Here is a 25,818-nt window from a genome sequence, read left to right as displayed (position 1 = left end):
TGACGGAACGTGCAGCTGGCCATCTGCCCGCGCGCGCCGCCGGCGCGCGCGGGCAGCGGCGGGAGCGACTAGAGGTCCAGCGACAGCGCCAGGTTCAGGCCGTGCTGGACTTCGTCGTCGGCATGCCGGTAGCTGTAGCTGCCGCGCAACGACAGGCCATTGCCCAGGCTGTGGCTGACGCCCAGGTGACCGCGCAGGCTGCGATCGTCCGGCTGATAACCGGGCAGCTCGAAGTCGATCCCCGGCAGACTGTTGAGGCTCATGCGCACCTCGCTGGCGTCGTCCTCGTATTCGCGCTCCATGGCCAACTCGCCGAACAGGCGGGTCTGCGGCGTCAGGTCGTACAGCCCCTGGAAGCCGAAGCCGAGGCGCCGGGACTTGCGCTCCTGGTCGTCATAACTCAGTGCCGTGGAGCGCTGGCCGTCCTCGGCATAGCCGTCCACGTCGATATGCACGTAGTCGGCGCTGACGAAGGGGCTCAGGTGCCACTGGCTGCCCGGCTGGGCGATGTCGTAGCCGAAACGACCGCTGAAGGCCCAGAGCTGGCCGTCGGTATCGCCCTTCTCCGAGTTGGTGGACGGCCCGATGGAGAACTGGCGCTTGAGGTCGTGGTAATCCAGGTGACCGGCGCTGGCGGCCAGATCGCCCCACCAGCGGTTGTGCTGGTACTGGGCGAACGCGGTGCCGATGTAGCTGCGCAGGTCGTAGTCGGAATCCGCCGCGCCGGCCTCCAGGCTCTGCTGATAGAGTCCGGCCGCCAGGCCCAGGCGCCAGGCCTCGTCGAGGCGGTAGCTGGCGCCGAAGTTGAGGCTGTAGCCGTTGCCGTCGGCATCGCCGCCGTGCAGGTCGTAATCCAGGCGCTGGCCGCCGCCGTTGACGAAGGTGCGCCACTGGCCGACGCCTTGCCAGGCCTCCCAGTCGGCCAACCACTGGGCGCGCAGCTGATCCTGATGGCCGCGCAGGGTGCCCAGGGCCATCTCCGGCAGCAGGGTCAGCTCCCAGGGCGCGGCGAGCAGCGAATAGGCGTAGTCGGCGATCAGCCGCTGGCCGGCGATGGTCGGGTGCACGCTGTCGTTGAACAGCAGCTTGGTCGGATCGGGATTGCTGCCGTTGAGGCCATAGATCGGGTTGGGATTGCTGCAACCGTCGAAGCAGGTGCCGATCACCGTGTCGCGATCGGCGACCAGGCCGTAACGCCCCGGATCGCTGAGGATCTCGGCGAGATTGAGCGGGATGTTCAGCGGAATCACGTTGGCATCGACCGTGCCCAGCTGCAGCACCAGCTCGTCGTTGAAGTCGGCGCCGAGCGAGGTCACCAGATCCTGCAGGCCGCCGCCGAAGAAGTTCGGCGTCAGGCCGATGTCCGGCAGCAACCAGACCATGATGTAGCGCGCCCCGGCCTGTTGCAGCGTCTCCACGCTGTCGACCAGACGCCCCGCGGCAGCCTGGGCGCTGGCGGTGTCAACCACGCGGAACTGGAGGAAGTCGTTGCCACCGCCGGTCAGGTAGTACAGCGCGTTGGGGTCGGCACGCCCGCCGGTGGAGGCCAGATAACCGCCGGGGCCGCTGATGGTGCCGAGAATCTCGTCGGTGCGGTAACCGCCGACCGCCCAGTTGTTGCCGCCCTCGGCCGAGTTGGCCGGGCCCAGGCCGCCGAGGCCGAGCGCATCGCCCAGCAGCATGGGCGCCACCGGACCGAAGATTTCGCCGCTGCCATCCTGGTAGGTCGGCCCGACGCGGTTGGTGAAACGGGTGGTGGCGCCCGCGGGGCCATCGGGGTCGGCGAACCAGCCGGCATCGCTGAGGCTGTCGCCGAACACATGGAGGGCGCTGTAGGGCGCGGCGGAAAGCGGGGTGGCGCTGGCCAGCAGGCAGGCGGCCGCCAGCGGGGTTAGAAGGCGCTTCATGGCGAGTCCTTATTGTTGTTGGTATGAACTGCCCAGCAAATGTAGCGACTGTTGCGGCGAAAAACACCTATCTGGTGGCGATTGCGTTCAATGCGCGAGGGCCAGCTGCACCCGGTTGCGGCCGTTGCGCTTGGCCGTGTAGAGCGCCACGTCGGCGGCCTGCAGCAGGCCGTCGAGCCCTTCGCCATGGGCCGGCCACAGGGCGATGCCGGCCGACAGGGTCACCGGCAGCGCGCCGATGCGCGTCGGCTGACCGATCTGCGCCAGTTGCGCGCGCAGCGACTCCAGCCGGCTGGTCGCGGCCGCCGCATCCAGCCCCGGCAGAATCAGCAGGAACTCCTCGCCGCCGATGCGGAACACCGCGTCGGTGCTGCGCAGGTTGTCCAGCAGGTGCTGGGCCACCGACTTGAGCACGTCGTCGCCGACCAGGTGGCCGCATTCGTCGTTGAGCCGCTTGAAGTGGTCGAGGTCGATCAGCGCCACGGCCAGCGGCACCTGCTCGCGCTGGGCGCGGGACAGTTCGCGGGCGAAGAACTCGTCCAGGTAGCGGCGGTTGTACAGCCCGGTGAGCGGATCGCACAGGGCCTGCTCGCGCAACTGCTCGTGCAGGCTGCTGATGGTGCGCAGGCGCTCCTCGCTAAGGGCCAGGGCCTCGGCCAGCTTGAGTTCGCTGAGCTGGCGCTGGGTGACGTCGCGCACGTAGAGCATATGGCCGAGCAGCACCGGGCCGTGGCGGGTGGCGCGCTCGATGGCGCGCACGCGCACCTCGTAGTAGCGCGCCGCGCTGGTCAGGGTCAGCGGCAGGCTCGGGTCGGCGCCGGCCTGTTCATCGAGCAGCTGCTGCAGGTCGGCGCCGAACACCGGCCAGTCGCCCAGCTCGCGCCCCTGCCAGCCCTGCTGCAGGCCGGCCAGCTTGAGCGCCGCCGGATTGGCCTCGATCACCCGCCCGCGCGGGTCGACCACCAGCACCGGGTCGAGCAGCGCCTCGAGCAGCAGGTGACGGGCCACCGGCAGCAGGTCGAACAGGCGCACGCCGACGATCAGCCAAGAGAAAGCCCCCAGGGTGAAGGCGAAGCTGAAGGGGGTGGGATCGAAGCCGAACAGGGTCCAGCCGAACACCACGTAGCCGACGTTGGCCACCCAGGGCACCGCGGTGACCAGCACGAACGCCAGGTAGTGACGGCGGTGCAGACCCTGGCTGAGCGCCGCGGCGCGGGTCACCACGCCCATGCAGAAGGCCATGAACAGGTAGACGTAGACCGCCGTGGCGTAGAACAGCGGCCCGTGCTGATAGCGCACCGGCGCCCCCGGGCTGGCGTCGGTCGGCGCGCTGCCGGCGCCGTAGAACAGGCCGTGCCAGGGGTTGCTCAGGGCCAGGGCCCAGACCAGCAGCGGCACCAGGCTGAGGCCGAGGATGCTGCTGCGCGCCAGCGGCGTGCGCATGCTGTTGACGTACTGCCAGAGGAACACCGCCCAGAAGGTCGGCGTGGCGACGATGCCCGGCCAGGCCATGCTGGCCCAGAACATCTTGCATTCAGCGGCGAAAAAGCTCATTTCCAGCGCCGCGGCGGCCATCCACCAGAGGCTGGCCAGGTGCAGCAGGATAAAGCTGTCGCGTCCGGGAAAGTCGCGCTGGCGGGTCACCCAGTGCGCCAGCAGGATCACCCCGAAGCACACCAGCAGGGTCATCAGCACCGGCGGCGACAGGCTCCAGGCGGAGGCCAGGCAGGCCTGCATCAGCACGCTCTCCACAGCGGCTGCCGCGGGGAAACGAGCGCCTTGCCGCGCGTTGGGGCGACGGCATGTGACAACGGGGCGATGACGCGAATCGAAATACGCAAGGGCCTTCCTGACCTCAACTCCTGGTTCGGCGCAGGGCGCCTAAGATACTGCAAAACCCCTGCTGCAACAGGGGTTTGTTCGCTCCGCACGCACTCTCAGGCGTTTGGCGGACGACGCAGCAGGCTGGCGGCCATCGCCGCCAGCAACCCAACTCCCAACAGCAGTACAGCCCAAAGTCCGAAGCGCTGCCAGTCGCGCGGCGGCTCGCCGCTCGCCGGCTGCGCCTGACTGGCCAGCTCACCCAGCTCGGCACGTCCCAATCCGGCCAGACGCTCGGGCTTGTAGCCGGGAATCAGGCTGGCCAGCGGCAGCGCCGCCGACTGCGCGCCGGCGTGGCCCAGCGCCAGCCGGTACGGCGGCTCGCCGCGGGCGAGGAACACCAGCTGGGTCGCGCGCAGCGCCAGCTGCAGACGCGGCGCGGCCTCACCCAGACCTCCGCCGCGGGCATCCAGGTGCAGGCGCAACTGCTGCACCGGCCAGCCCGGCAGCGCCAGTTCCTCGTGACGCACCTCGCGGCCGTTCTCCGGCAGGCGATAGAGCAGGCCGCTGACCAGCGGGCGCCAGGGCCCCTGCTCGCTCGCGCGCGCCTCGAAGCGCAGCGGCGCCAGGGTATTGGCCTGTTCCAGGGGCAGGCGCAGACGCTCCAGCGGCAGGGCCAGCGGCAGCTGCCACTGGTACTGACCGTCGCCAGCGCGCTGCGCCGGCAGCGGCTCGGACCACACCAGCGGTGCCGGCTGATGGTCCTGCCGGCGGCTGCGCAGGGTCACCGTTTCCAGCTGCGGCGCCTGCTGCGGGCTGCGCCAGAGCAGGCGCAGGTAGCGCGCGCGCTGGCCCGACAGCTCGACCTGGCGCTGGTCGATGCGCTCGGCGGCGAAACTCAGCCGCGCCAGCTGCCCCTCGCCCCAGTCGCGCCAGTGCTGCAGGTCGTCGCTGGCCTCGATGGCGAAGCGCTGAAAGCCCTCCTCGCCGCCGCTCCAGTCCAGAGTCAGGCGCACCAATGGGGCGTCGATGGCGCTGGCGTCGAGCAGCCAGCCGCGCAGTTGCTGGTCCGGTTCGGCAGCGGACTCGCCGCGCAGCTCGATCAGGGTGCCCGTGGTGCTGCGCTCGACCCGCAGCGCAGGCGCCTGCGCGGCATCGGCCCGGCCGTGCAGGGGGAACCAGCGCACGCCGTGTTCCTGCTCGTGCTCCAGGGTCTCGCTGCGCCCGGGAATCAGCGCATAGGCCTGCGCCTGGCCGCCGGCGTCGAACACCCGCAGATCGCGCAGGTCGCCGTGGCGCGCGGCCAGGTGCGCGGCGATGGGTAGCTCGAGGCGATACCAGGGGCCCTCGCCGGACAGCTGCAGCGGCAGCGTCTGGCGGAAGTCCTGCGGGCGCTCGGCGGCCTGTACGGCGCCGCCCAGCAGCAGGGCCAGCAGTAGAAACGGACGGATGCGCATCACGCGGCGGGCTCCTTGTGGGCCGAGGCTGGTTGCTCGTTGCTGGAAGGTGGTTCGGCCTGGCGCGGCGGCAAGGGGGCGAAATAGCCCACCACCAGCAGCAGCACGCCGACCCCGATAAAGGACACGATGCGCTCCAGGCCGCCGCGGTTGCCCAGCTCGACGAACAGCAGCTTGGCCACCACCACGGCGATCAGCGCCGCGCCGACCAGCCACAGTTCGCGGCGTACCCGCAAGTGACCGAAGAGCATCAGCGCCAGGGCGATCAGGGTCCAGACGATGGACAGCCCGGCCTGCACCAGCATCGAATCCAGCAGCGCCGCGCTGTGCCAGGGCACGCCGCCCCAGTGGTGGGCGCTACGCATCACCATCACCGTCAGCAGGGCGAACAGCGACAGCCCCGCCACGCCCTGGGTCAGCTGCAGCGCCCGCGCAGGCTCCAGGCCGAGACGCGGCAGGGCGAAGCGGCCCCAGGCGAACAGGGCGCCCAGGCCCAGCAGCAGCCCCAGCTCCAGCGGATTGAGCAGCGGCAGGTAGGCCAGCGGCTCGGCGTCGCCGGCGCTGAGCGCGTTGGCCAGCCAGAACCAGGCCAGCATCAGCAGCGCCAGCGGTGCGGCGGCCAGCAGGCGGTAGTCGCGGGCATGCGCCGACAGCGGCCAGGGCCAGCTGCGCGGCAGCGCCATCGCCCACAGGTAGGCGGTGGGCAGCAGCGCCCAGCCCAGCCAGCGCCAGGCGTTGTAGTGCTCGGACAGGCTCAGCAGCAGGTAGCGCAGCTCCAGCGCCAGCACCCCGAGCAGCAGCCAGCAGCCGAGCACGTGCGCCGCGCTCGCCGCCCGGCTTGGCAACAGGGCGCCGAGCCGGCGCAGGACGAGGAAATGCACGGCGAACAGAGCCAACCAGGCCAGCCAGGCGAAGTTCGCCGCCGGGTGATACCAGCCGTGCCAGGCGTGCAGCAGGATCAACCCGCCCAGCGGCGCCAGCAGGCTGCACAGCAGCGCCAGCTCGCGCCACTGGCTGCGCGCGGCGACCAGCCCCCAGAGGGCCACGCTGAGGGTTGCGGCGCCGAGCAACAGGGCCGTCTGCAACGCCGGTGCGGCGAAGCGCAGCACCTCGCTGGCCAGGGCCAGGGCCCACCAGGCCGCGCCCCAGACCAGCAGCAGCTGGCCCAGGCGCAGCAGGCTGACACCGCTCAAGCCGCCGGCGCCCTCGCGCCGCGCCAGGGCCTGCAGGCGCCAGGCGCCGACCTGCGCGGCCAGGCCGAGCACCGCCGGCGTCCAGAAGCCGGTATGCGCCAGCGGCGTCAGCCCCGCGCCGCTGATTCCTGCCAGCAGCAATGGCCCGGCGGCGAGGAAGGCCAGGCCGGCGACCCCCTGCAACGCCAGGCTGAAGTAGAAGGCCACGCGCTGCTGCAGGTAAAGCGCCAGCCAGAGGATCAGCAGGCCCGTACCGCCCCACACCGCCGCGGCGGCGGCCCAGGGCAGGACGAACAGCACCGCCAGGTTGACGAATGCCAGCCCCGCCAGCAGCACCAGCGACAGCCCGGTCAGCAGCCGGCGGCTGGCGCGGATCTGCGGATCGCGCGCCGCCAGCAGCATGCCGGCGATCAGGCCGAAGCCGAGCAGCGAGGCCGCCAGCAGACCCAGCCAGCCGGCGGCGAAACCGCCGCGACCGAAGGCCGCATCCAGCGCCATCTGGCCGACAAACAGCAGACCGCCCAGCAGTTGAATGGCGAAGGCGCTGAACACGAAGCTGCGCGCACCGATACGCAGCCCCACCAGCAAGGTGGCCAGCCCCGCCAGCGCCCAGGCGATGGCCGTACCCGGCGCGGCCAGCAGCAGCGGCGCGATCAGGTAGACGAAGGCCAGCCCGGCGACGCCCAGCCAGGGCAGCAGGCGGTTTTCCCAGCGACTGGCGGCCTGCGGTGCCCGGCGCAGCTGCCAATAGCTGAACAGCAGCGCCGCAGCCAGCATCAAAGCGCCCAGCGGCGAGCCGTCCAGCAGGCGGCCGTAGCCGGCATCCAGGCCATGGAGGAAGGCCAGCGCCGCGCCGAGTTGCAGCAGCAGGGCGAAGGCGCGGGCCAGCGGCCGCCCCTGGCGCAGCCCCAGCCAGAAGATACCGGCGCCCTCCACCGCCCAGGCCGCGGAGGTCCAGCGCGCGTCCAGGCCCAGGGGAATGGCCAGGCTGGCGAACACCACACCGAGTGCCAGGCAGGTCTCCACCAGTAGCAGCGCGCGATGCCCGGCACGCGCCTTGAGCAGGTGCGCCAGCAGCAGGTAGAACAGGCCCAGGCCGAGGGCGCTGAACGCGGCAGCGAACTCGATATGGCGCACCAGCGCCAGCTGCAGGCCGAAGCCGATCAGCGGCGGGCCGAACAGCGCGGTGGCGTCGACATAGTCGCCGCGTCGCGCCGACCAGTGCAGCAGCGCGTCGCGCTCCTCGGGGGCGTCGCTCACCTCGCGCAGCTTGCGCCGGGCGAACAGCAGGCCGATGGCCAGGTACATCAAAAAGAACAGGACCAGGAACGGCTGGGTGCTCCACAACAGCTCCGGCGTGTAGGAGCGCAGCCCCCAGGCGAAACCGATGCCGAAGGTGCCGACGAAGCCGATCAGGTTGAGCAGGCGCCAGGCCTTGAACCAGGCGATAAGGAAGATGCCGGCATTGAGCAGGGCGAAATAGGAGAACAGCGCGACATGGTTGCCGCTGCCGGTGGAGGTCAGGATAGGCGCGGCGAAACCGCCGAGCGCCGCCGCGGCGGCCAGGCCGAGGGCGTTCTGCCGCACGGCCAGAATCGCCGAGCACAACGTCACCGCCACCAGCAGCCCCAGCGCCATGCCGGGGTCGAGCAGCGGATGCAGGCGCATGGCGGCGAATACCGTCAGGTACAGCACGGCGATGCCGGTGCCCTGCAGCACCAAGGCGTAGCCGGGATTGCGCAGGCGCAGCCACCAGCCCAGGCCGAGCAGGGCCAGCGCGCTGGCCGCCACGCCCATGTAACGCAGCTCGACCGGTACCTCGACGCCTTCGGTGGCGTAGCGCAGCAGGAAGGCCAGGCCGAGGAACAGCAGCACCACACCGACCCGCAATACGGTGTTGCCGCCCAGCAGCCAGGCCTTGGCGGCGGCGAAGCCGCGTTCGAGCAGGTTAGGCTCACGCGGCTCGCGGGGTTTCCAGGGGCCGGCCTGGGGCGCCGGAGGCGGCTCCTGGGCGACCTGCGCGGCTACGGGCGCTGGCGCTTCGACGGGTTGTGGCGGCGGCGCCTCGATTTCCGGCTCCAGCGTCCAGTCCAGCTCCGCCTCTGGCGCCTGCTCGGTTGTGGCCTCGGCCACAACCGGCTCGAGCGGCGGTTCGGGCTTGAGCTCGGCCGCGACGGGTGAGGCCTGCTCGGCCGGTGGCGGCATCTGCGGTTCGCCCCGCTCGCCCTGCTCCACCCTGAGCAGGCGCTCGTGGATGGCGCTGGTGCCGCGTTCGAAGCGTTCGGCGAACTCCTTGAGCTGGGCGGCCAGTTGCCCGTTGCGCTGCTCCAGGCCGTGCAGGCGCAGCGCCTGGCCCAGACTCAGGCCGAGCAGGCCGCCGAGAATGGCGCCGGTGACGGATTCGCTGACCCCAGCGCCGAGTACCAAGCCGACCAGCATGAAGATCCATTGCATGCAGTGTGTCCCGCTCCGATAAGGAAGTCGCCTCGCATCCCTGGCAGGCCGAGGTGCGCCCAGTATAGGAGGCGCGCTCGCCAACACCCAGGGAGACGACTGCCACAGCGGTCACAGGCACAACGCAAAGTGGGCAACTGCCGGCCGGTGCTTCACAAACGCGGCGCGCCCGCTATCATCGCCGCCCCCAACCCGCGCGGCGCAGACCGCCCATGACCCGACCATGATGAAGCCCCGCCTGATCGCCGCCGCCGAACTCGACCGCCTGGAAACCTGGGCCAAATACACGGCCGACATGTGCCACAGCTGCATGTCCAGCTGCTGCACCCTGCCCGTGGAAGTACGCCTGAACGACCTGATCCGCCTGGAACTGGTGGACGAGTTCGAGCGCAGCGAGCCACCGAAGAACATCGCCAAGCGCCTGCAGAAGGACGGCGTGGTGGAACGCTTCAACCAGAAGTCGGGCATCTTTACCCTGACCCGCATGTCCAACAACGACTGCCTGTTCCTCGATCGCAAGACGCGCCTGTGCACCGTCTACGACAAGCGCCCGGACACCTGCCGCCATCATCCCAAGGTCGGCCCGCGGCCGGGGTATTGCGCTTACAAACCGAAGTAGGCCGGGCATGCGCGGCGCGCTGCAGCGCCGCGCATTTCGGGTATATCAGCGCTGCAGCACGCGGATCCGCGACAGCAGCTCGTCACGGTCGACATAGCACCCCTGAAAATGCCGCGCGCCGCTGGCCGGGTCGAATTCGGTGCGCGCGTGCATCACCCGCCGATTGTCGAAGCACCACAGCTGCCCGGCCTCGAGCCGGCGCTGCAAGCGAAAGCGTGGCTCGCGGGTCAGGGCGATGAAGCGCCGGTAGGCACGATACAGCGCCGGCATGCGCTCGACCGGCGCGTCGAACGGGCCGCGCAGGAAGTTGGCCATGCGCACCTCGCTGATCCGCCCCTCGGCATCCAGCGCGATGATCGGCGCCAGGCAGCGGTAATCGCTGGTGCGGCTCTTGTTGCGGAACTCCACCGGCGTCGTGCACAGGATGTCGAACAGCTCGGGCGACTCCTGGTGCAGCGCCTCGGCGATGGCGAAACCGTCGACGAACACGCTCTCGCCGCCCGTCGCGTCGTTGACCAGGCAATGCAGGAACTGCAGGCCCGGCTGCAGCTCGCGGGTCGGCAGGTCGGTGTGCAGCGGCAGGTTGAAGGCGGTGTAGGCGTTGCTGTCGGCATCGGCCTTGGACTGCACGTCGAACAGCACGCCGAAGTTGCTCTCGCGAATGAAGGAAATGCGCTTGGCGAGCCGGAGCAGGACGCCCTCGCTGGCCGGCACCGCCACCAGCTGGGTCAGGCCCAGATCGCGCACCGCCAGCAACCAGCGCAACAGGGTGGCGTCATCCTCGAGCACCGCCTGGTAGTCGAAGCGCGGCAACTGCTCGGCCAGTTCGGCGCCCCACAGCTGCGGTTGCGGACGCTGCGCCTGGCGCTCTTCGCGCGATGCCGAATCATAGGCGTGAGCCCGCAGCCAACCGGGGTGGAAGCGGCTGTGGTGACCGCCCAGCCAGTCGATCAGCAGATGGCCCTGCTCGTCGATGCGGGTCCGCTGCGGAGCCAGCTCCTCCGCCACGTCGACGATCTCCAGCAGCTGTTCCCGGGTCACGCCGTAGACGCACTGGCTGCAGGGGCAGTTGTCGCGCAGCCACTGGTAGTGGAAGGGACTGACCCGGCCATCGCTCCAGGTGACCTGCAGGCTGTCGCGGGTGGCGTCGAGACCGACCAGATCGGCACTGATCGGGTAGGTGCGCCAATCGGCGATGGGTGCGGCCTGGAGCGAGGGGTCTACGGCATTCATGGCGGTCTCCTTGCGGGATGCTGGCCCGCGAAATTGTTGTCAGGGATGGGGGGACGCACACCAGGCCATCCTGGCCTGCCGGCCGGGCACTAGGCCCTGGCCGGGGGCAAGGCTATGACCCGGCCGACATGCAGCGGTCTGGGCAGGCTCCGATGGGCCTGCGCCAACGCCAGCAGCCGTTGCCGCACCTGCTCGTCGAACGCGGCCGAGCGGCCGCCGGCAGTGTCGATGTTCATCAGCATCTGCTCGCTGGCGGCAAGCAGTTCCTCGCCCTCCGGGTAGTAGAGGCCGTGGTGGATGTGCAGGCGCTTGCCGTCATGCGCCAGCAACTGGGTGCGCACCTCTACCTCGGCGCCGAGCTTGACCTCGGCCAGGTAGTTGAGGTGGCACTCCAGGGTGTACAGGGTGTGGCCGCTGCGGGCACGCCCCGCCTCGTCCAGGCCCAGGTGGTCCATAAGCGCGTCGGTGGCGTAGCTGAAGATCAGCAGATAGAAGGCATCGCGCAGATGGCCGTTGTAATCCACCCACTCGGGGGGAATGGCGCTACGGTAGGTGCTCAGCGCTTGGACAGACATGGATGGACTCGCTCCGACAAGGCGCGCCCCCGCAGGCGGGAGCGCGCGTAGGGTGCGCCGTACGCACCGGAAAGACGCGGTTACTCGGCGAACTCGAAACCATGCCTGGCCTTGGTCTGGCGGATCGCCTCCAGCACCGCCAGCAGGCAATCGTCGCGGTAGCGCTCCAGGGCATCCAGGCTGCGTTCGCCCTGCTGCTCGGCAGTGCCCTCGACCACCGCGTCGATCAGCCCCTCGGTCAGCTCCGGCGCCTCGAGGTACGTCCAGGGCAGCTTCAGCGCCGGGCCGAACTGGGCCATGAAGTGGCGCATGCCGGCCGGGCCGCCGGCCAGGGTATAGGTCAGGAAGCTGCCCATGAACGACCAGCGCAGGCCGGCGCCGAAACGGATCGCATCGTCGATCTCGCCGGTGGTCGCCACGCCATCGTTGACCAGGTGCAGCGCCTCGCGCCACAGCGCCTCGAGCAGGCGGTCGGCGATAAAGCCCGGCACCTCCTTGCGCACATGCAGCGGGCGCATGCCCAGCGATTGGTAGACCTCGATGGCGGCCTGCACCGCCTCCGGGGCGGTCTTCGCGCCGCCCACCACCTCCACCAGCGGCAGCAGATACACCGGGTTGAACGGGTGGCCGACCAGGCAGCGCTCGGGATGCTTGGCGTCTGCATAGAATTCGCTGGGCAGCAGGCCCGAGGTGCTGGAGCCGATCAACACATCCGGGCGCGCGGCGGCGCTGATCTTGGCGTGCAGCTCGCACTTGAGCTCGAGGCGCTCGGGGGCGCTCTCCTGGATGAAATCGGCATCGCGCACGCAGTCTTCGATGGTGTTCACGAAGCGCAGGCGCTCCAGCGAGGCGCCGGGGGCCAGGCCCTGCTGCTGCAGCGCCGGCCAGGCATTGGCCAGGCGCGTGCGCAGCGCGGCCTCGGCGCCGGGCGCCGGGTCCCAGGCGATCACGTCGAGGCCGCGGGCCAGGGCGCGGGCGATCCAGCCGGCGCCGATCACGCCGGTGCCGAGGGCGGCGAAGGTCTTGATATGGGTAACGAAGGTCATGGTGAACTCCGGTAGCCCGGATGCGATCCGGGGCATGGCAGATGAAATTTTCCCGGATTGCCTCCGGGCTACGGGGGATGCCCACAGGCCCTCTCCCCCGGCCCCTCTCCCAGTGGGAGAGGGGAGAAAATCGTTAACGGCGCTTGAGCTTCATCTTCTCGCGGCCTTCGGCCGGGGTCAGGGCGCGGCCGCCGAGGCGTTCGATGATCTCGATGGCGCGCTCGACCAGCTGGCCGTTGCTGGCGTGCACGCCGCGATCCAGCCAGATGTTGTCTTCCAGGCCGACCCGCACGTTGCCGCCGAGCAGCATGGCCTGAGCGACCATGGGCATCTGCATGCGGCCGATGCCGAAGCCGGCCCAGGTGATGCCCGGCGGCAGGTTGTCGGCCATGGCCTTCATGGTCGTGGTGTCGGCCGGCGCGCCCCAGGGAATGCCCAGGCACAGCTGGATCAGCGGGTCTTCCAGCAAGCCCTCCTTGAGCAGCTGCTTGGCGAACCACAGGTGGCCGGTGTCGAAGATTTCCAGCTCGGCCTTCACCCCCAGCTCGGTGATGCGTTTGGCGCCGGCACGCAGCTGCGCCGGGGTGGAGACATAGATGAAGTCGCCGTCGCCGAAATTCAGGGTGCCGCAGTCCAGGGTGCAGATCTCCGGCAGCAGTTCCTCGACATGCGCCAGACGCTCCAGCGGACCGACCAGGTCGGTGCCGGCGCCGAACTCCAGCGGCTGCTCGCCGCGGCCGATTTCCAGGTCGCCGCCCATGCCGGCGGTGAGGTTGATGATCACGTCGGTGTCGCTCTCGCGGATGCGCTCGACCACCTCGCGGTACAGCGCCACGTTGCGGCTCGGCTTGCCGGTTTGCGGATCGCGCACATGGCAGTGGGCAACGGTGGCGCCGGCCTTGGCTGCCTCGATGGCGGCGGCGGCGATTTCCTTGGGCGTGACCGGGATGGCCGGGTGCTTGCCGACGGTGTCGCCGGCGCCGGTCACCGCGCAGGTGACGATGACTTCGTAGTTCATGGAATCTCCATCCTTATTCGAGGCGAAAGGGTGCCGTACGCCGCCAGAGGCGCACGCACGGCAGATGATGGTTGAAGAGGGAGGCGGCGCCGCGGCGCGTCTCAGTCGAGGGCGGCCCGTACTGCCGTCACGCCGTCCTGGCCGTCGAAGGTGGTCACCCCGGCCAGCAGGCGGTCGAGGTCCTGCGGATTGTCCTTGAGCCAGCGACGGGCCACGGCCTTGGCCTCCTCGCGGGCCATGATCGGCTCCATCAGCTCGCTTTCCTGGGCGGCGCTGAAGGTCAGGTTATGGAGCAGGCGGTCGACGTTGGGGCAGCGCTGGGCATAGTCCGGGGCGACCACGGTCCATACCGTGGCCAGGCCTTCATCGGCGCCGAACACGTCCTCGCTGCCGGTGAGGTAGGTCAGGTCCATCTTGATGTTCATCGGGTGCGGCTTCCAGCCGAAGAACACCACCGGCTTCTTGGCCTTGACCGCGCGACTGACCGCCGCGAGCATGGCCGCCTCGCTGGATTCCACCAGCTTGAAGCCGCCGAGGCCGAACTGGTTGGTGTCGATCATCTTCTGGATGGTGGTGTTGGCCCCGGTGCCCGGGTCGATACCATAGATCTTGCCGTCCAGCTGGTCGCGGAACTTGGCGATGTCGGCATAGGTTCTCAGGCCCGCCTCGGCCAGGTAGGTAGGCACCGCCAGGCTGGAGATGCCGTCGCTCAGGCCCGGCTCGGCGAGCACCTTGACTTCGCCCTTGTCCTGGAACGGCTTGATGTTGTCGTCCATCAGCGGCTTCCAGTAGCCGAGGAAGAAGTCGACCTGCTTCTTGCCGATGCCGGAAAAGATGATCTGCTGCGAGGCCTGGGTCTGGGTGGTTTGATAGCCCAGGCCTTCGAGCAGGGTTGCAGCCACGGCCGTGGTGGCGACCACGTCGGTCCAGCCGACCAGACCGATACGTGCCTTCTGACAACTGGCATCTTCGGCGGCCAGCAGGGAGGAACTGAACAAGCTCAGGGTGCAGCATGCGGCCAGCGCGGTAAGACCTTTCATCTGGGTGCTCCTCATCGTGTCACAGCGGTTTGCTTTCGTTCTTCTAGAGGCCGGTCGGCCCCCACCGTGTTGCGGGATCGATTGGTCCCGATGGAGCCACCTTACGCGCCGCTGCGCCGGAAAATTCCCACTTAGCCGACCATTGCTTGACCTATGGCGACCTTATCTTGCGCGGCGCTGGCGCCTGGCTTCTTAATGGAGGGCACCCTACTGGCGGATTGCCCATGACCCAAACCTTCGCCTTCCTGCTGCTGCCCGGTTTCTCGATGATAGGCCTGATGTCGGCCATCGAGCCGCTGCGCGTGGCCAACCGCTTTCGCGGCGAGCTGTACCGCTGGCGCCTGCTCAGCCTGGACGGCGAGGCGGTGGCGGCGAGCAACGGCATGTCGCTCAACGTCGAGGCCGGCCTGGAGTTGCCGGAAGAGGTCCAGGCGCTGTTCGTGGTCGCCGGTTTCGAGCCCCTGGCGTACTACGACAAACGCCTGGCCCATTGGCTGCAACGCCGCGAACGCGAGGTCAAGGTGCTCGGCGCCATCGACACCGGCAGCTTCGTGCTGGCCGAGGCCGGGCTGTTCGAGCAGCAGCGCCTGACCCTGCACTGGGAGGCGATCGACGCCTTCTGCGAGCGCTACCCGCAGCTGCAGGTGACCCAGGAGCTGTTCGAGATCGATGGCCGGCGCATCACCAGCGCCGGCGGCACCAGCAGCCTCGACCTGATGCTCGGGCTGATCGGCCGCGATCACGGCGAACCGCTGGCGGTGCAGGTCTCCGAGCAGTTCGTGCTCGGCCGCATCCGCACCCGCCAGGATCACCAGCGCATGCAGATCGCCAGCCGCTACGACCTGCACAACAAGAAACTGGTGCGGGTGATCGGCGAGATGGAGCGCCACTGCGAGCAGCCGCTGCCCTGCGAGGAGCTGGCCGAGCAGGTCGGGGTCAGCGTGCGCCAGCTGGAGCGGCTGTTCCGCCACCACCTGCACACCACGCCTTCGGCCTTCTACCTCGGTTTGCGCCTGGACAAGGCGCGCCAGCTGCTGCGCCAGAGCGATCTCAGCGTGCTGGAGGTGGGCCTGGCCTGCGGCTTCGACTCGGCGTCGTATTTCTCGCGCTGCTACCGCCAGCACTTCGCCGCCAGTCCCAGCCAGGATCGCCATGAGCGGCCGGTCGGCTAGACCCGACGTAGACCGGATGCAATCCGGGGCCAGGCGCCGCGGATTCCCCGGATTGCATCCGGCCAAGCGGTAACGGGCGGAGCGACGGCTTATCCGTTCGCGACCTCGGCTTGACGCTTTCGGCAAACCCCCAGTCGTTTTTGCACCGGGTCGCCCCGCCCCCCAGGGATAAGCTCTGTCCAAAGCACCGACGCTCCGGATCGGTCATACGCCCAGGGGACAAGCCTGATGAGCCCAGCCGAATTGCACGCCGACAGCATCGTCATCGACGGTCTGATCATCGCCAAGTGGAACCGCGAACTGTTCGAGGACATGCGCAAGGGCGGCCTGACCGCCGCCAACTGCACCGTGTCCGTGTGGGAAGGGTTCCAGGCCACGGTCAACAACATAGTCGCCAGCAACAACCTGATTCGCGATAACAGCGACCTGGTCATGCCGGTGCGCACCACCGCCGATATCCGCAAGGCCAAGGAGCAGGGCAAGACCGGCATCCTCTACGGCTTCCAGAACGCCCATGCGTTCGAGGACCAGATCGGCTACGTCGAGGTGTTCAAGCAGCTCGGCGTGGGCATCGTGCAGATGTGCTACAACACCCAGAACCTGATCGGCACCGGCTGCTACGAGCGCGACGGCGGCCTGTCCGGCTTCGGTCGCGAGATCGTCGCCGAGATGAACCGCGTCGGCATCATGTGCGACCTGTCCCACGTCGGCTCCAAGACTTCCGAGGAAGTCATCCTCGAGTCGAAGAAGCCGGTGTGCTACTCGCACTGCCTGCCATCGGGCCTGAAAGAGCACCCGCGCAACAAGTCCGACGAAGAGCTGAAGTTCATCGCCGACCACGGCGGCTTCGTCGGCGTGACCATGTTCGCCCCCTTCCTGGCCAAGGGCATCGACTCGACCATCGACGACTACGCCGAGGCCATCGAGTACGTGATGAACCTGGTCGGCGAAGACGCCATCGGCATCGGCACCGACTTCACCCAGGGCCATGGCCAGGACTTCTTCGAGTACCTGACCCACGACAAGGGCTACGCCCGCCGCCTGACCAACTTCGGCAAGATCGTCAACCCGCTGGGCATCCGCACCGTCGGCGAATTCCCCAACCTCACCGAGACCCTGCTCAAGCGCGGCATGCCCGAGCGCGTGGTGCGCAAGGTCATGGGCGAGAACTGGGTGCGCGTGCTGAAGGACGTCTGGGGCGAATGATCCCGCTACTCGGCGCCACGTAGGTTGGCGCCGAGGAACGAGGCCCAACGAGGCGTGCGCAGCGCGCCACGAGTTCACCGACAACGCCGCTGGCGGTTCTGCGAACCGGGTGTTGGGCTTCGCAAGCTCAGCACCAACCTACGAGACAGGCCGGCGCCAACTGCAAATCGAATTCTGGAGCTAGAACACATGGCCACCCACGCCCCCGAAATGCCCATCGCCGTCGACGACGAAACCGGCGTCTGGACCACCGACGCCCTGCCGATGCTCTACGTGCCGCGGCATTTCTTCGTCAACAACCACATGGGCATCGAGGAAGTGCTCGGCGCCGAGAAGTACGCCGAGATCCTCTACAAGGCCGGCTACAAGTCCGCCTGGCATTGGTGCGAGAAGGAAGCCGAGTGCCACGGCCTCGAGGGCGCCGCGGTGTTCGAGCACTACATGAAGCGCCTGTCGCAGCGCGGCTGGGGCCTGTTCGAAACGCAGAAGCTCGACCTGGAAACCGGCTACGCCGAGGTCAAGCTCAAGCACTCGGCCTTCGTCTACGTGTACGGCAAGGTGGGTCGCAAGGTCGACTACATGTTCACCGGCTGGTTCTCCGGCGCCATCGACCAGATCCTCGCCGCCAAGGGCAGCCCGATCCGCACCGTCACCGTGCAGGAATACAGCGGTGCCGAGGAAGGCCACGACGACGGCCTGTTCGTCACCCGGCCACTCTGAGTCACCCATAAGAAATGCGTGGGAGAGTCGCTAGAGCGCCTCCCACACCGCTAGAGCGCTTACCGTGAGGATGCCGTAATGGCCTTCGAAGCAATGTTCCAGCCGATCCAGATCGGCAAGCTGACCATCCGCAACCGCGTGCTGTCCACCGCGCACGCCGAGGTCTACGCCACCGACGGCGGCATGACCACCGAGCGCTACGTCAAGTACTACGAAGAGAAGGCCAAGGGCGGCATCGGCCTGGCCATCTGCGGCGGTTCCTCGGTGGTGGCCATCGACAGCCCGCAGGAATGGTGGAGCTCGGTCAACCTGTCCACCGACCGTATCATCCCGCACTTCCAGAATCTGGCCGACGCCATGCACAAGCACGGCGCCAAGATCATGATCCAGATTACCCACATGGGTCGTCGCTCGCGCTGGGACGGCTTCAACTGGCCGACCCTGATGTCGCCCTCCGGCATCCGCGAGCCGGTGCACCGCGCCACCTGCAAGACCATCGAGCCGGAAGAGATCTGGCGGGTGATCGGCAACTACGCCCAGGCCGCACGCCGGGCCAAGGAAGGCGGCCTGGACGGCGTCGAGCTGTCCGCCGTGCACCAGCACATGATCGACCAGTTCTGGAGCCCGCGGGTCAACAAGCGCACCGACGAATGGGGCGGCACCTTCGAGGGCCGCATGAAGTTCGGCCTGGAGGTGCTCAAGGCGGTGCGTGCCGAGGTGGGCCCGGACTTCTGCGTGGGCATGCGTATCTGCGGCGACGAATTCCATCCGGATGGCCTGTCCCACGAGGACATGAAGCAGATCGCCGCCTACTACGACGCCACCGGCATGATCGACTTTATCGGCGTGGTGGGGTCGGGTTGCGACACCCACAACACCCTGGCCAACGTCATCCCCAACATGAGCTACCCGCCGGAGCCCTTCCTGCACCTGGCGGCCGGGATCAAGGAAGTGGTCAAGGTGCCGGTGCTGCACGCGCAGAACATCAAGGACCCGAACCAGGCCACCCGCATCCTCGAAGGCGGCTATGTGGACATGGTCGGCATGACCCGCGCGCACATCGCCGACCCGCACCTGATCGCCAAGATCAAGATGGGCCAGGTCGACCAGATCAAGCAGTGCGTCGGCGCCAACTACTGCATCGACCGCCAGTACCAGGGTCTGGACGTGCTGTGCATCCAGAACGCCGCGACTTCCCGTGAATACATGGGCGTGCCGCATATCATCGAGAAATCCACCGGGCCCAAGCGCAAGGTGGTGGTGGTCGGCGGCGGCCCGGCCGGGATGGAAGCGGCGCGCGTCGCCGCCGAGCGTGGCCACGACGTGACCCTGTTCGAGAAGAAGGATGCCCTCGGCGGGCAGATCACCACCGCCTCCAAGGCGCCGCAGCGCGACCAGATCGCCGGCATCACCCGCTGGTACCAGCTGGAGCTGGCGCGCCTGAACGTCGACCTGCGCCTGGGCACCGCCGCCGACGTGGCGACCATTCAGGACATGCGCGCCGACATCATCGTGCTGGCCAACGGCGGCCATCCGTACCTGGAGCAGAACGAGCACTGGGGCGCGGCCGAAGGCCTGGTGGTGAGCAGCTGGGACGTGCTCGACGGCAAGGTCGCCCCGGGCAAGAACGTGCTGGTCTACGACACCATCTGCGAATTCACCGGCATGTCGGTGGCCGACTTCATGGCCGACAAGGGCTCGCAGGTCGAGATCGTCACCGACGACATCAAGCCGGGCGTGGCCATGGGCGGCACCAGCTTCCCCACCTACTACCGCAGCATCTACCCCAAGGAAGTGATCATGACCGGCGACATGATGCTGGAAAAGGTCTACCGCGAGGGCGACAAGCTGGTGGCGGTACTGGAGAACGAATACACCGGCGCCAAGGAAGAGCGCGTGGTCGACCAGGTGGTGGTGGAGAACGGCGTGCGTCCGGACGAGTCGCTGTACTACGCGCTGAAGGAAGGCTCGCGCAACAAGGGCCAGATCGACGTCGAGGCGCTGTTCGCGATCAAGCCGCAGCCCTGCCTGGCCGAGACGGGCGACGGCTACCTGCTGTTCCGCATCGGCGACTGCGTGGCCCAGCGCAACACCCACGCGGCGATCTACGACGCGCTGCGGCTGTGCAAGGACTTTTAAGCCAACGCCTTCGGTGGTTGGACGGACGTAGGTTGGCGCTGAGGAACGAAGCCCAAGATCCGGTTCGCAGAACCGGCCTGCGGCATTGACCGAACACGGGGAGCGCTACGCGCTCCCCGTTGGGCTTCGCCAACTCAGCGCCAACCTACAGGTCGCATTGTTTTCCGGTCCCGCGAAGGAGACCACGAGATGTTGAACACCCTACTGCCCATCCTGCTGTTCGCCGCCCTCGGCCTGGCCGTGCTCGGTGCCGGCAAGCGCTTCTTCATGTGGCGCCGCGGCCGACCGGCCAAGGTCGACTGGATCGGTGGCCTGCTGAAGATGCCGCGCCGCTACCTGGTGGACCTGCACCATGTGGTCGAGCGCGACAAGTACATGTCCAAGACCCACGTCGCCACCGCCGGCGGCTTCGTCCTGGCGGCCGTGCTGGCGATCCTCGTGCACGGTTTCGGCCTGCATAACCGCATCCTCGGTTTCGCCCTGCTGGCGGCCACGGTGCTGATGTTCGTCGGCGCCCTGTTCGTCGCCAAGCGCCGGCGCAACCCGCCGAGCCGGCTGTCGAAGGGCCCCTGGATGCGCCTGCCGAAGAGCCTGCTGATGTTCGCGGCGAGCTTCTTTATCGCCACCCTGCCGGTGGCGGGCATCCTTCCCGAGAATTTCGGCGGCTGGATTCTGGCCGCCGTGCTGGCCGTCGGCGTGGCCTGGGGCGTGTCCGAGCTGTTCTTCGGCATGACCTGGGGCGGGCCGATGAAGCACGCCTTCGCCGGCGCCCTGCACCTGGCCTGGCACCGCCGCGCCGAGCGCTTCGGCGGCGGCCGCTCCACCGGCCTCAAGGCGCTGGATCTGGACGACCCGAAGGCGCCGCTGGGGGTGGAAAAACCCACCGATTTCACCTGGAACCAGCTGCTCGGCTTCGATGCCTGCGTGCAGTGCGGCAAGTGCGAGGCGGCCTGCCCGGCCTTCGCCGCCGGCCAGCCGCTGAACCCGAAGAAGCTGATCCAGGACATGGTCATCGGCCTGGCCGGTGGCAACGACGCCCAGTTCGCGGGTTCGCCCTACCCGGGCATTCCGCTCGGCGAGCACAGCGGCGGCCCGCACCAACCCATCGTCGACCTCAATGGCAAGGCGCTGGTCGATGCCGAGACGCTGTGGTCCTGCACCACCTGCCGCGCCTGCGTCGAGGAGTGCCCGATGATGATCGAGCACGTCGATGCCATCGTCGATATGCGCCGTCATCTGACCCTGGAAAAGGGCGCCACGCCGAACAAGGGCGCCGAGGTGCTGGACAACCTGATCGCCACCGACAACCCCGGCGGTTTCGCCCCCGGCGGCCGGCTGAACTGGGCGGCCGACCTCAACCTGCCGCTGCTTGCCGACAAGCAAGAGACCGACGTGCTGTTCTGGGTCGGCGACGGCGCCTTCGATATGCGCAACCAGCGCACCCTGCGCGCCTTCGTCAAGGTGCTCAAGGCCGCCGACGTCGACTTCGCCGTGCTCGGCCTGGAGGAACGCGACAGTGGCGACGTGGCCCGTCGTCTGGGCGACGAGGCGACCTTCCAGAACCTGGCCAAGCGCAATATCGCCACCCTGAGCAAGTACCGCTTCAAGCGCATCGTCAGCTGCGACCCGCACAGCTTCCATGTGCTGAAGAACGAATACGGCGCCCTCGGCGGCCATTACCAGGTGCTGCACCACAGCACCTTTATCGACGAGCTGGTGCGCAAGGGGTCGCTCAACCTCGGCCAGAGCAAGGCCAGCAGCGTGACCTATCACGACCCCTGCTACCTCGGCCGCTACAACGGCGAGTACGAGGCGCCGCGCGCCGTGCTCAAGACCATCGGTATCGAGGTGAAGGAGATGGAACGCTCCGGCTTCCGTTCGCGCTGCTGCGGCGGTGGCGGCGGCGCGCCGATCACCGACATCCCCGGCAAGCAGCGCATCCCCGACATGCGCATGGTCGACATCAAGGAGACCGGCGCCGAACTGGTGGCCGTCGGCTGCCCGCAGTGCACCGCGATGCTCGAAGGCGTGGTCGCCCCGCGTCCGGAAATCAAGGACATCGCCGAACTGGTCGCCGAGGTGCTGATCGAGCCCACCGAGGTGGCGGCAAAAAAGCCGGCAGCCAGGCGTGAACTGGCGGAGGTGCAGTGATGAAACGACAATCCCAGTGCATCCAGGAGGCCCAGGCATGAGCGACATCATCCGCCGCGACCCGCGCGCCGAATGGATCGCGCGCAACCGCCTGCACCCGCTGCATGCGGCCATGCAGAGCCAGAACCAGACCAGCTGGATGGGCCCCAACGGCCTGATGCGCAAGAACCCCCATGCCATCGCCGCCGGCTTTATCGGCCCGGCCGGGATCAAGCGCATCGACCGCTCCGGCGCCCAGCAGGGCGGCGGGCAGAAGCGCGGCGCGGCCAGCGCCGCGGTGCAGCTGCCGCTGCATCTGGTCGAGCAGCCGAGCCATATCATCGCCGTGGTGCCGGACATGGTCGGCGGCCGCCTGTCCAGCCACGACAAGGACCTGCTCGGCCTGGCCCGGCAACTGGCCGGCGATAGCGGTGCGGTGCTCGCCGTGCTGTTCGGCGAGGACAAGGAAAGCGCCTTCGACAGCGCCGGCGTCGACCGGCTGCTGCGCATCGCAGGCGAGACCTTCGACGGTTACGCTCCGGAAGCCCGGGTGCTGGCGCTGAGCGCAGTGGACGGCCAGTTCGCCCCGCGCCACTGGCTGCTGCCCGACAGCCGCACCGGCGGCGGCGAACTGGGCCGGCGCCTGGCCGCCAAGCTCGGCGAGCGCCCGGCCACCCGCGTCTGGCAGGTGGCGAACGAGCAGTGCATCGGCCGCGCCGGCGCCGGCCAGCAGGACATTCAACGCGCCCTGCCGCGGCTGATCCTGGCCGCCGCCGAGTGCGCCGAGCCGGTCAGCGAGACCCGTCACGAGGCGCGCCCGGTGGAACTGGCCGCGCCGGTCGCACACAGCCTGACGCGCCTGCAGGACCTCGGCCCGGTGGCCGTGGACCCGGCGCAGATCCCCATGGCCGAGGCCGAGTTCATCCTCTCCGGCGGCAACGGGGTGAAGGACTGGGAGCTGTTCCACCAGGCCGCCGTCGCCCTCGGCGCCACCGAAGGCGCCTCGCGGGTGGCGGTGGACGACGGCTTTATGCCGCGCAACCGCCAGGTCGGCGCCACCGGCACCTGGGTCACCGCGCGGGTCTATATGGCCGTGGGCATCTCCGGGGCCATCCAGCACCTGCAGGGCATCGGCGCCTGCGACAAGGTGGTGGCGGTGAACCTGGACCCCGGCTGCGACATGATCAAGCGCGCCGACCTGTCGGTGATCGGCGATTCGGCGGCGATTCTCAAGGCGCTGCTCGAGCGGGTCGCCGCCTGGCGCCAGGAAGGCAAACGTGATGCGGCGTAGCCCGGATGACATCCGGGGTCACCACCATCTTTCCCGGATTGCATCCGGGCTACGGGGACAACATGACTGATCTGAATATCGTCGCCCTGGTCTCGCTCGGCGCCCACCCGACCTCCGGTCGCCCGCGCCGCGCCGAACAGGATTCCCGCGCGGTGGAACTGGGCCTGCGCCTGGCCGGGCAGCAGCTGCAGCTGCTGCATGCCGGCGACCCGCAGGCCGAGGCGCTGCGCGGCTACCTGGGCATGGGCCTGGAGCAGCTCGACGTGCTCGAGCAGCCCGACGGCGCCGACGCCCTGCCGCTGCTGGTGGATTACCTGCAGGGCAGCCGCGTGCAGCTGGTGCTCACCGGCAGCCAGGCGGAAACCGGCGAGGGCTCGGGCATGCTGCCGTTCCTCCTGGCCGAGCGCCTGGGCTGGCCGATGCTGGTCGGCCTGGCCGAAGTGGAAAAGGTCGAGAACGGCGTGGCCCAGGTGCTGCAAGCCCTGCCACGCGGCCAGCGGCGCCGGCTCAAGGTGCGCCTGCCCTGCGTCGCCAGCGTCGACAACGCCGCCCCGGTGGCCCGGCAGAGCGCCTTCGGCCCGGCCCGGCGCGGCCTGATCGAAGCCCATGAAGTCGCGGTGGTGGACGACCCGCTGCTGGCCGAAGCCAGTCTGCAGCCGGCCAAGCCGCGCCCGAAGCGGCTCAAGGTGATCAAGGCCAAGAGCGGCGCCGAGCGGATGAAGGCGGCCACCGCCAAGGCCAGCGGCGGTGGCGGCCAGGTGCTCAAGGATGTCTCGCCGCAGGACGGCGCCGAGGCTATCTTCAAACTACTTATCGAGGAAGGCGTCCTACGTTGACGCCCCAAGCCCAGGAGCCACGACCATGATGCATGCCGACCTGATCGACCAGGAAGACTTCCGCGAACGCCTGGTGGCCCTGGGCCTGAGCATTCCCGCCGGCGCCAGCGCCGAGCAGGCCTGCGAGCTGGCCGTCAGCGGCCTCAGCCCGGAACGCGCCGTGGCCCTGCGCCGCCTGGTGGAGGAACTGCTCGGCGGCAGCGCCACCCTGCTGCCCAACGTGCGCGAGGCGATCAGCCGCCATCTGCTGCCGGCGCTGGTGCCGAAGCCGGCTTCGGCTTGATCGATCCCGCGGCGCACACGGCGCCCCTTCCGCGCGGAGGGTGGGCTTCAGCCCACCAAGGCATATACGGATGGGGTCAACCAAAATCCACAAGGGTCACGGTGAAGCCAGAGGGCCACAGGGTGGTGGGCTAAAGCCCACCCTACACCCGGGCAGGCGGCTTTAGCCGCGACGCCAAATAAAACGGGGCGCCACTGGCGCCCCGTTGACCTTGCTGCGGCGCCTTACAGCAGGCGCACGCTGGCGAAGGTCGACTCGCCCTGGGCGCGGTTGAGCGCCAGCCCGGCGCTGGAATTGCCCTGCTGCTCGGGGATAGGCAGCAGCATCACCAGGTTGGCGCCCTGCTGGCCGGCGCGCTCGTCGCGCGGCGGAATGCCGAAGTATTCGCGGTAGCACTTGGAGAAATGCGGGGTGGAGACGAAGCCGCACACCGAGGCCACCTCGATGATAGACATGCTGGTCTGCTTGAGCAGCTGGCGCGCACGGATCAGGCGCAGCTTGAGGTAATAGCGCGACGGCGAGCAGTGCAGGTACTTCTGGAACAGGCGCTCAAGCTGACGCCGCGAGATGTCGACGAAGCAGGCCAGTTCGTCGAGGTCGATGGGCTCCTCCAGGTTGGCCTCCATCAGCGCGACGATTTCCTGCAGCTTGGGCTGGTTGCTGCCGAGCATGTGCTTGAGCGGCACGCGCTGGTGATCCTGCTCGTTGCGGATGCGCTCGTAGATGAACATCTCGGAGATGCCAGCCGCCAGTTCGCGGCCATGCTGCTGGCCGATCAGGTGCAGCATCATGTCCATCGGCGCGGTGCCGCCGGACGAGGTATTGCGGTTGCGGTCGATGGAGAACAGGCGGGTGGTGATGGCGGCGCGGGGGAAGGCTTCCTGCATCGAGGCCAGGCATTCCCAGTGCACGCTGCAGTCATAGCCGTCGAGCAGACCGGCCTTGGCCAGCGCCCAGCTGCCGGTGCACACCGCGCCGAGCTGGCGGCCCTGGCGCGCCTGCTTCTGCAGCCAGCAGATGTGCTCGCGCCTGACGCTGTGCTGGATGTCGATGCCGCCGCAGACGATCACCGCGTCCAGCGCCGGCGCGTTGTCCAGCGCCGCGTCCGGGGTGATCTTCAGGCCGTCGCTGGCGCTGACCGGCTGGCCGTCGTGGGTCAGGGTGTGCCAGCGGTACAGCTCCTTGCCGGACAGCTGGTTGGCCATGCGCAGGGGTTCCACTGCCGAGGCGAGGGAGATCAGGGTGAAGTTGTCCAGCAGCAGGAAGCCGATGGACTGGGCGACACGGTTCTGGGGCTGGGCCCCCGGGGCGAACTGCGACATCGATGAAACCCTCACGCTAAGCACGGTGAGAAGCCCGACTGAGCGAGCTTCCATTGTTGTTATGACGCTGGTCGTAGGAACCAGTCAGCTATCCATGCTTAGGCAAAGAGCATGCCTAAATTGATTGAGCGTTCAATAAAAATATCGCCGTCGATGCAGGGCGCATCCGGCGGGCTTTTCCAGGCTGTCGACGAACCTCCTGAACAGGCTCGCAGGCCCCTTGGCACGGGGCCTTGAGCATTTCGGTAGCACTCTGCGTGGCGAGCGCTACGCCAGGCCCTGGCCGGTGTAACGGCCAGGCGGTAACAGCAGAGACCAGTAGGTCACTTTTCAACCATTTCCGCAATGACCGTTCG

19 protein-coding genes are annotated in these 25,818 nt (G+C 68.5%); 9 read left to right on the top strand and 10 right to left on the bottom strand.

Going from position 1 to position 25,818, the window contains the following annotated elements; translation table 11 throughout:
- Positions 1-68: 68 nt before the first annotated feature.
- The 4 genes from estP to ACIGFL_RS00855 form a co-directional block, all read right to left on the bottom strand.
- Positions 69-1,907: an esterase EstP gene (estP, locus tag ACIGFL_RS00870; RefSeq protein WP_397495817.1), complete on the bottom strand. Its 1,839-nt coding sequence runs from the start codon at positions 1,905-1,907 to the stop codon at positions 69-71.
- A gap of 87 nt (positions 1,908-1,994) precedes the next feature.
- Positions 1,995-3,644 carry a histidine kinase N-terminal 7TM domain-containing protein gene (locus tag ACIGFL_RS00865; RefSeq protein WP_397495816.1) on the bottom strand — a complete coding sequence of 550 codons (1,650 nt, stop codon included), beginning with the start codon at positions 3,642-3,644 and terminating at the stop codon, positions 1,995-1,997.
- A 200-nt stretch (positions 3,645-3,844) separates the two neighbouring features.
- Positions 3,845-5,185 (bottom strand): DUF3999 domain-containing protein, encoded by a 1,341-nt coding sequence (locus ACIGFL_RS00860; protein ID WP_397496611.1) that lies wholly within the window; start codon positions 5,183-5,185, stop codon positions 3,845-3,847.
- Positions 5,185-8,832, bottom strand: a complete 3,648-nt coding sequence (locus ACIGFL_RS00855; protein WP_397495815.1) for a DUF2339 domain-containing protein — start codon at positions 8,830-8,832, stop codon at positions 5,185-5,187. The genes ACIGFL_RS00860 and ACIGFL_RS00855 overlap by 1 nt, the downstream gene beginning before the upstream one ends.
- A 223-nt stretch (positions 8,833-9,055) precedes the next feature.
- Between ACIGFL_RS00855 and ACIGFL_RS00850 the strand changes: the two genes are divergently transcribed.
- Positions 9,056-9,451: a YkgJ family cysteine cluster protein gene (locus ACIGFL_RS00850; protein ID WP_397495814.1), complete on the top strand. Its 396-nt coding sequence runs from the start codon at positions 9,056-9,058 to the stop codon at positions 9,449-9,451.
- A gap of 45 nt (positions 9,452-9,496) precedes the next feature.
- Here ACIGFL_RS00850 and ACIGFL_RS00845 read toward each other — a convergent pair whose 3' ends face one another.
- From ACIGFL_RS00845 to choX, 5 genes are all read right to left on the bottom strand, one after another.
- Positions 9,497-10,684, bottom strand: a complete 1,188-nt coding sequence (locus ACIGFL_RS00845) for a gamma-butyrobetaine dioxygenase (protein WP_397495813.1) — start codon at positions 10,682-10,684, stop codon at positions 9,497-9,499.
- An 89-nt stretch (positions 10,685-10,773) separates the two neighbouring features.
- Positions 10,774-11,259, bottom strand: a complete 486-nt coding sequence (locus tag ACIGFL_RS00840; RefSeq protein ID WP_397495812.1) for a thioesterase family protein — start codon at positions 11,257-11,259, stop codon at positions 10,774-10,776.
- An 80-nt stretch (positions 11,260-11,339) separates the two neighbouring features.
- The gene (locus ACIGFL_RS00835) at positions 11,340-12,305 is read right to left on the bottom strand and encodes an L-carnitine dehydrogenase (protein WP_397495811.1); all 966 of its coding nucleotides are present in this window, start codon (positions 12,303-12,305) and stop codon (positions 11,340-11,342) included.
- Between the two features lie 133 nt (positions 12,306-12,438).
- Positions 12,439-13,323, bottom strand: a complete 885-nt coding sequence (locus ACIGFL_RS00830; protein ID WP_122109249.1) for a 3-keto-5-aminohexanoate cleavage protein — start codon at positions 13,321-13,323, stop codon at positions 12,439-12,441.
- Positions 13,324-13,424: 101 nt separating this feature from the next.
- On the bottom strand, positions 13,425-14,363 hold the full coding sequence (gene choX / locus ACIGFL_RS00825; protein WP_122109250.1) for a choline ABC transporter substrate-binding protein: 939 nt from the start codon (positions 14,361-14,363) through the stop codon (positions 13,425-13,427).
- Positions 14,364-14,587: 224 nt separating this feature from the next.
- Between choX and ACIGFL_RS00820 the strand changes: the two genes are divergently transcribed.
- The 8 genes from ACIGFL_RS00820 to ACIGFL_RS00785 all read left to right on the top strand — a co-directional run bounded on the left by ACIGFL_RS00820 (position 14,588) and on the right by ACIGFL_RS00785 (position 24,140).
- Positions 14,588-15,535: a GlxA family transcriptional regulator gene (locus tag ACIGFL_RS00820; RefSeq protein WP_021442440.1), complete on the top strand. Its 948-nt coding sequence runs from the start codon at positions 14,588-14,590 to the stop codon at positions 15,533-15,535.
- A gap of 228 nt (positions 15,536-15,763) precedes the next feature.
- Positions 15,764-16,741 carry a dipeptidase gene (locus ACIGFL_RS00815; protein ID WP_021442441.1) on the top strand — a complete coding sequence of 326 codons (978 nt, stop codon included), beginning with the start codon at positions 15,764-15,766 and terminating at the stop codon, positions 16,739-16,741.
- Between the two features lie 189 nt (positions 16,742-16,930).
- Positions 16,931-17,461 (top strand): DUF5943 domain-containing protein, encoded by a 531-nt coding sequence (locus ACIGFL_RS00810; protein ID WP_397495810.1) that lies wholly within the window; start codon positions 16,931-16,933, stop codon positions 17,459-17,461.
- 78 nt (positions 17,462-17,539) lie between these two features.
- Positions 17,540-19,600 (top strand): dimethylglycine demethylation protein DgcA, encoded by a 2,061-nt coding sequence (gene dgcA / locus ACIGFL_RS00805; protein WP_397495809.1) that lies wholly within the window; start codon positions 17,540-17,542, stop codon positions 19,598-19,600.
- A 189-nt stretch (positions 19,601-19,789) separates the two neighbouring features.
- Positions 19,790-21,751 (top strand): dimethylglycine demethylation protein DgcB, encoded by a 1,962-nt coding sequence (gene dgcB, locus ACIGFL_RS00800; RefSeq protein WP_397495808.1) that lies wholly within the window; start codon positions 19,790-19,792, stop codon positions 21,749-21,751.
- Positions 21,752-21,788: 37 nt separating this feature from the next.
- Entirely contained in the window at positions 21,789-23,021 is a 1,233-nt protein-coding gene (locus ACIGFL_RS00795) for an electron transfer flavoprotein subunit alpha/FixB family protein (RefSeq protein WP_122109255.1), read from the top strand.
- 62 nt (positions 23,022-23,083) lie between these two features.
- Positions 23,084-23,857, top strand: a complete 774-nt coding sequence (locus ACIGFL_RS00790; RefSeq protein ID WP_021444238.1) for an electron transfer flavoprotein subunit beta — start codon at positions 23,084-23,086, stop codon at positions 23,855-23,857.
- A 25-nt stretch (positions 23,858-23,882) separates the two neighbouring features.
- A complete protein-coding gene (locus tag ACIGFL_RS00785) occupies positions 23,883-24,140 on the top strand; it encodes a hypothetical protein (RefSeq protein WP_021444237.1) in 258 nt (85 codons plus the stop codon).
- 224 nt (positions 24,141-24,364) lie between these two features.
- On the opposite strand, the gene ACIGFL_RS00780 is transcribed toward ACIGFL_RS00785, so the two are convergent.
- Positions 24,365-25,462 (bottom strand): GlxA family transcriptional regulator, encoded by a 1,098-nt coding sequence (locus ACIGFL_RS00780; protein WP_122109257.1) that lies wholly within the window; start codon positions 25,460-25,462, stop codon positions 24,365-24,367.
- Between the last annotated feature and the right edge of the window lie 356 nt (positions 25,463-25,818).

This window comes from Pseudomonas sp. NPDC077649 (assembly GCF_044542855.1).
Taxonomy (GTDB): Bacteria; Pseudomonadota; Gammaproteobacteria; order Pseudomonadales; family Pseudomonadaceae; genus Aquipseudomonas.
The sequence above is the reverse complement of the archived record's forward strand: the minus strand, read 5'-3'. Positions and strand labels throughout refer to the sequence as shown.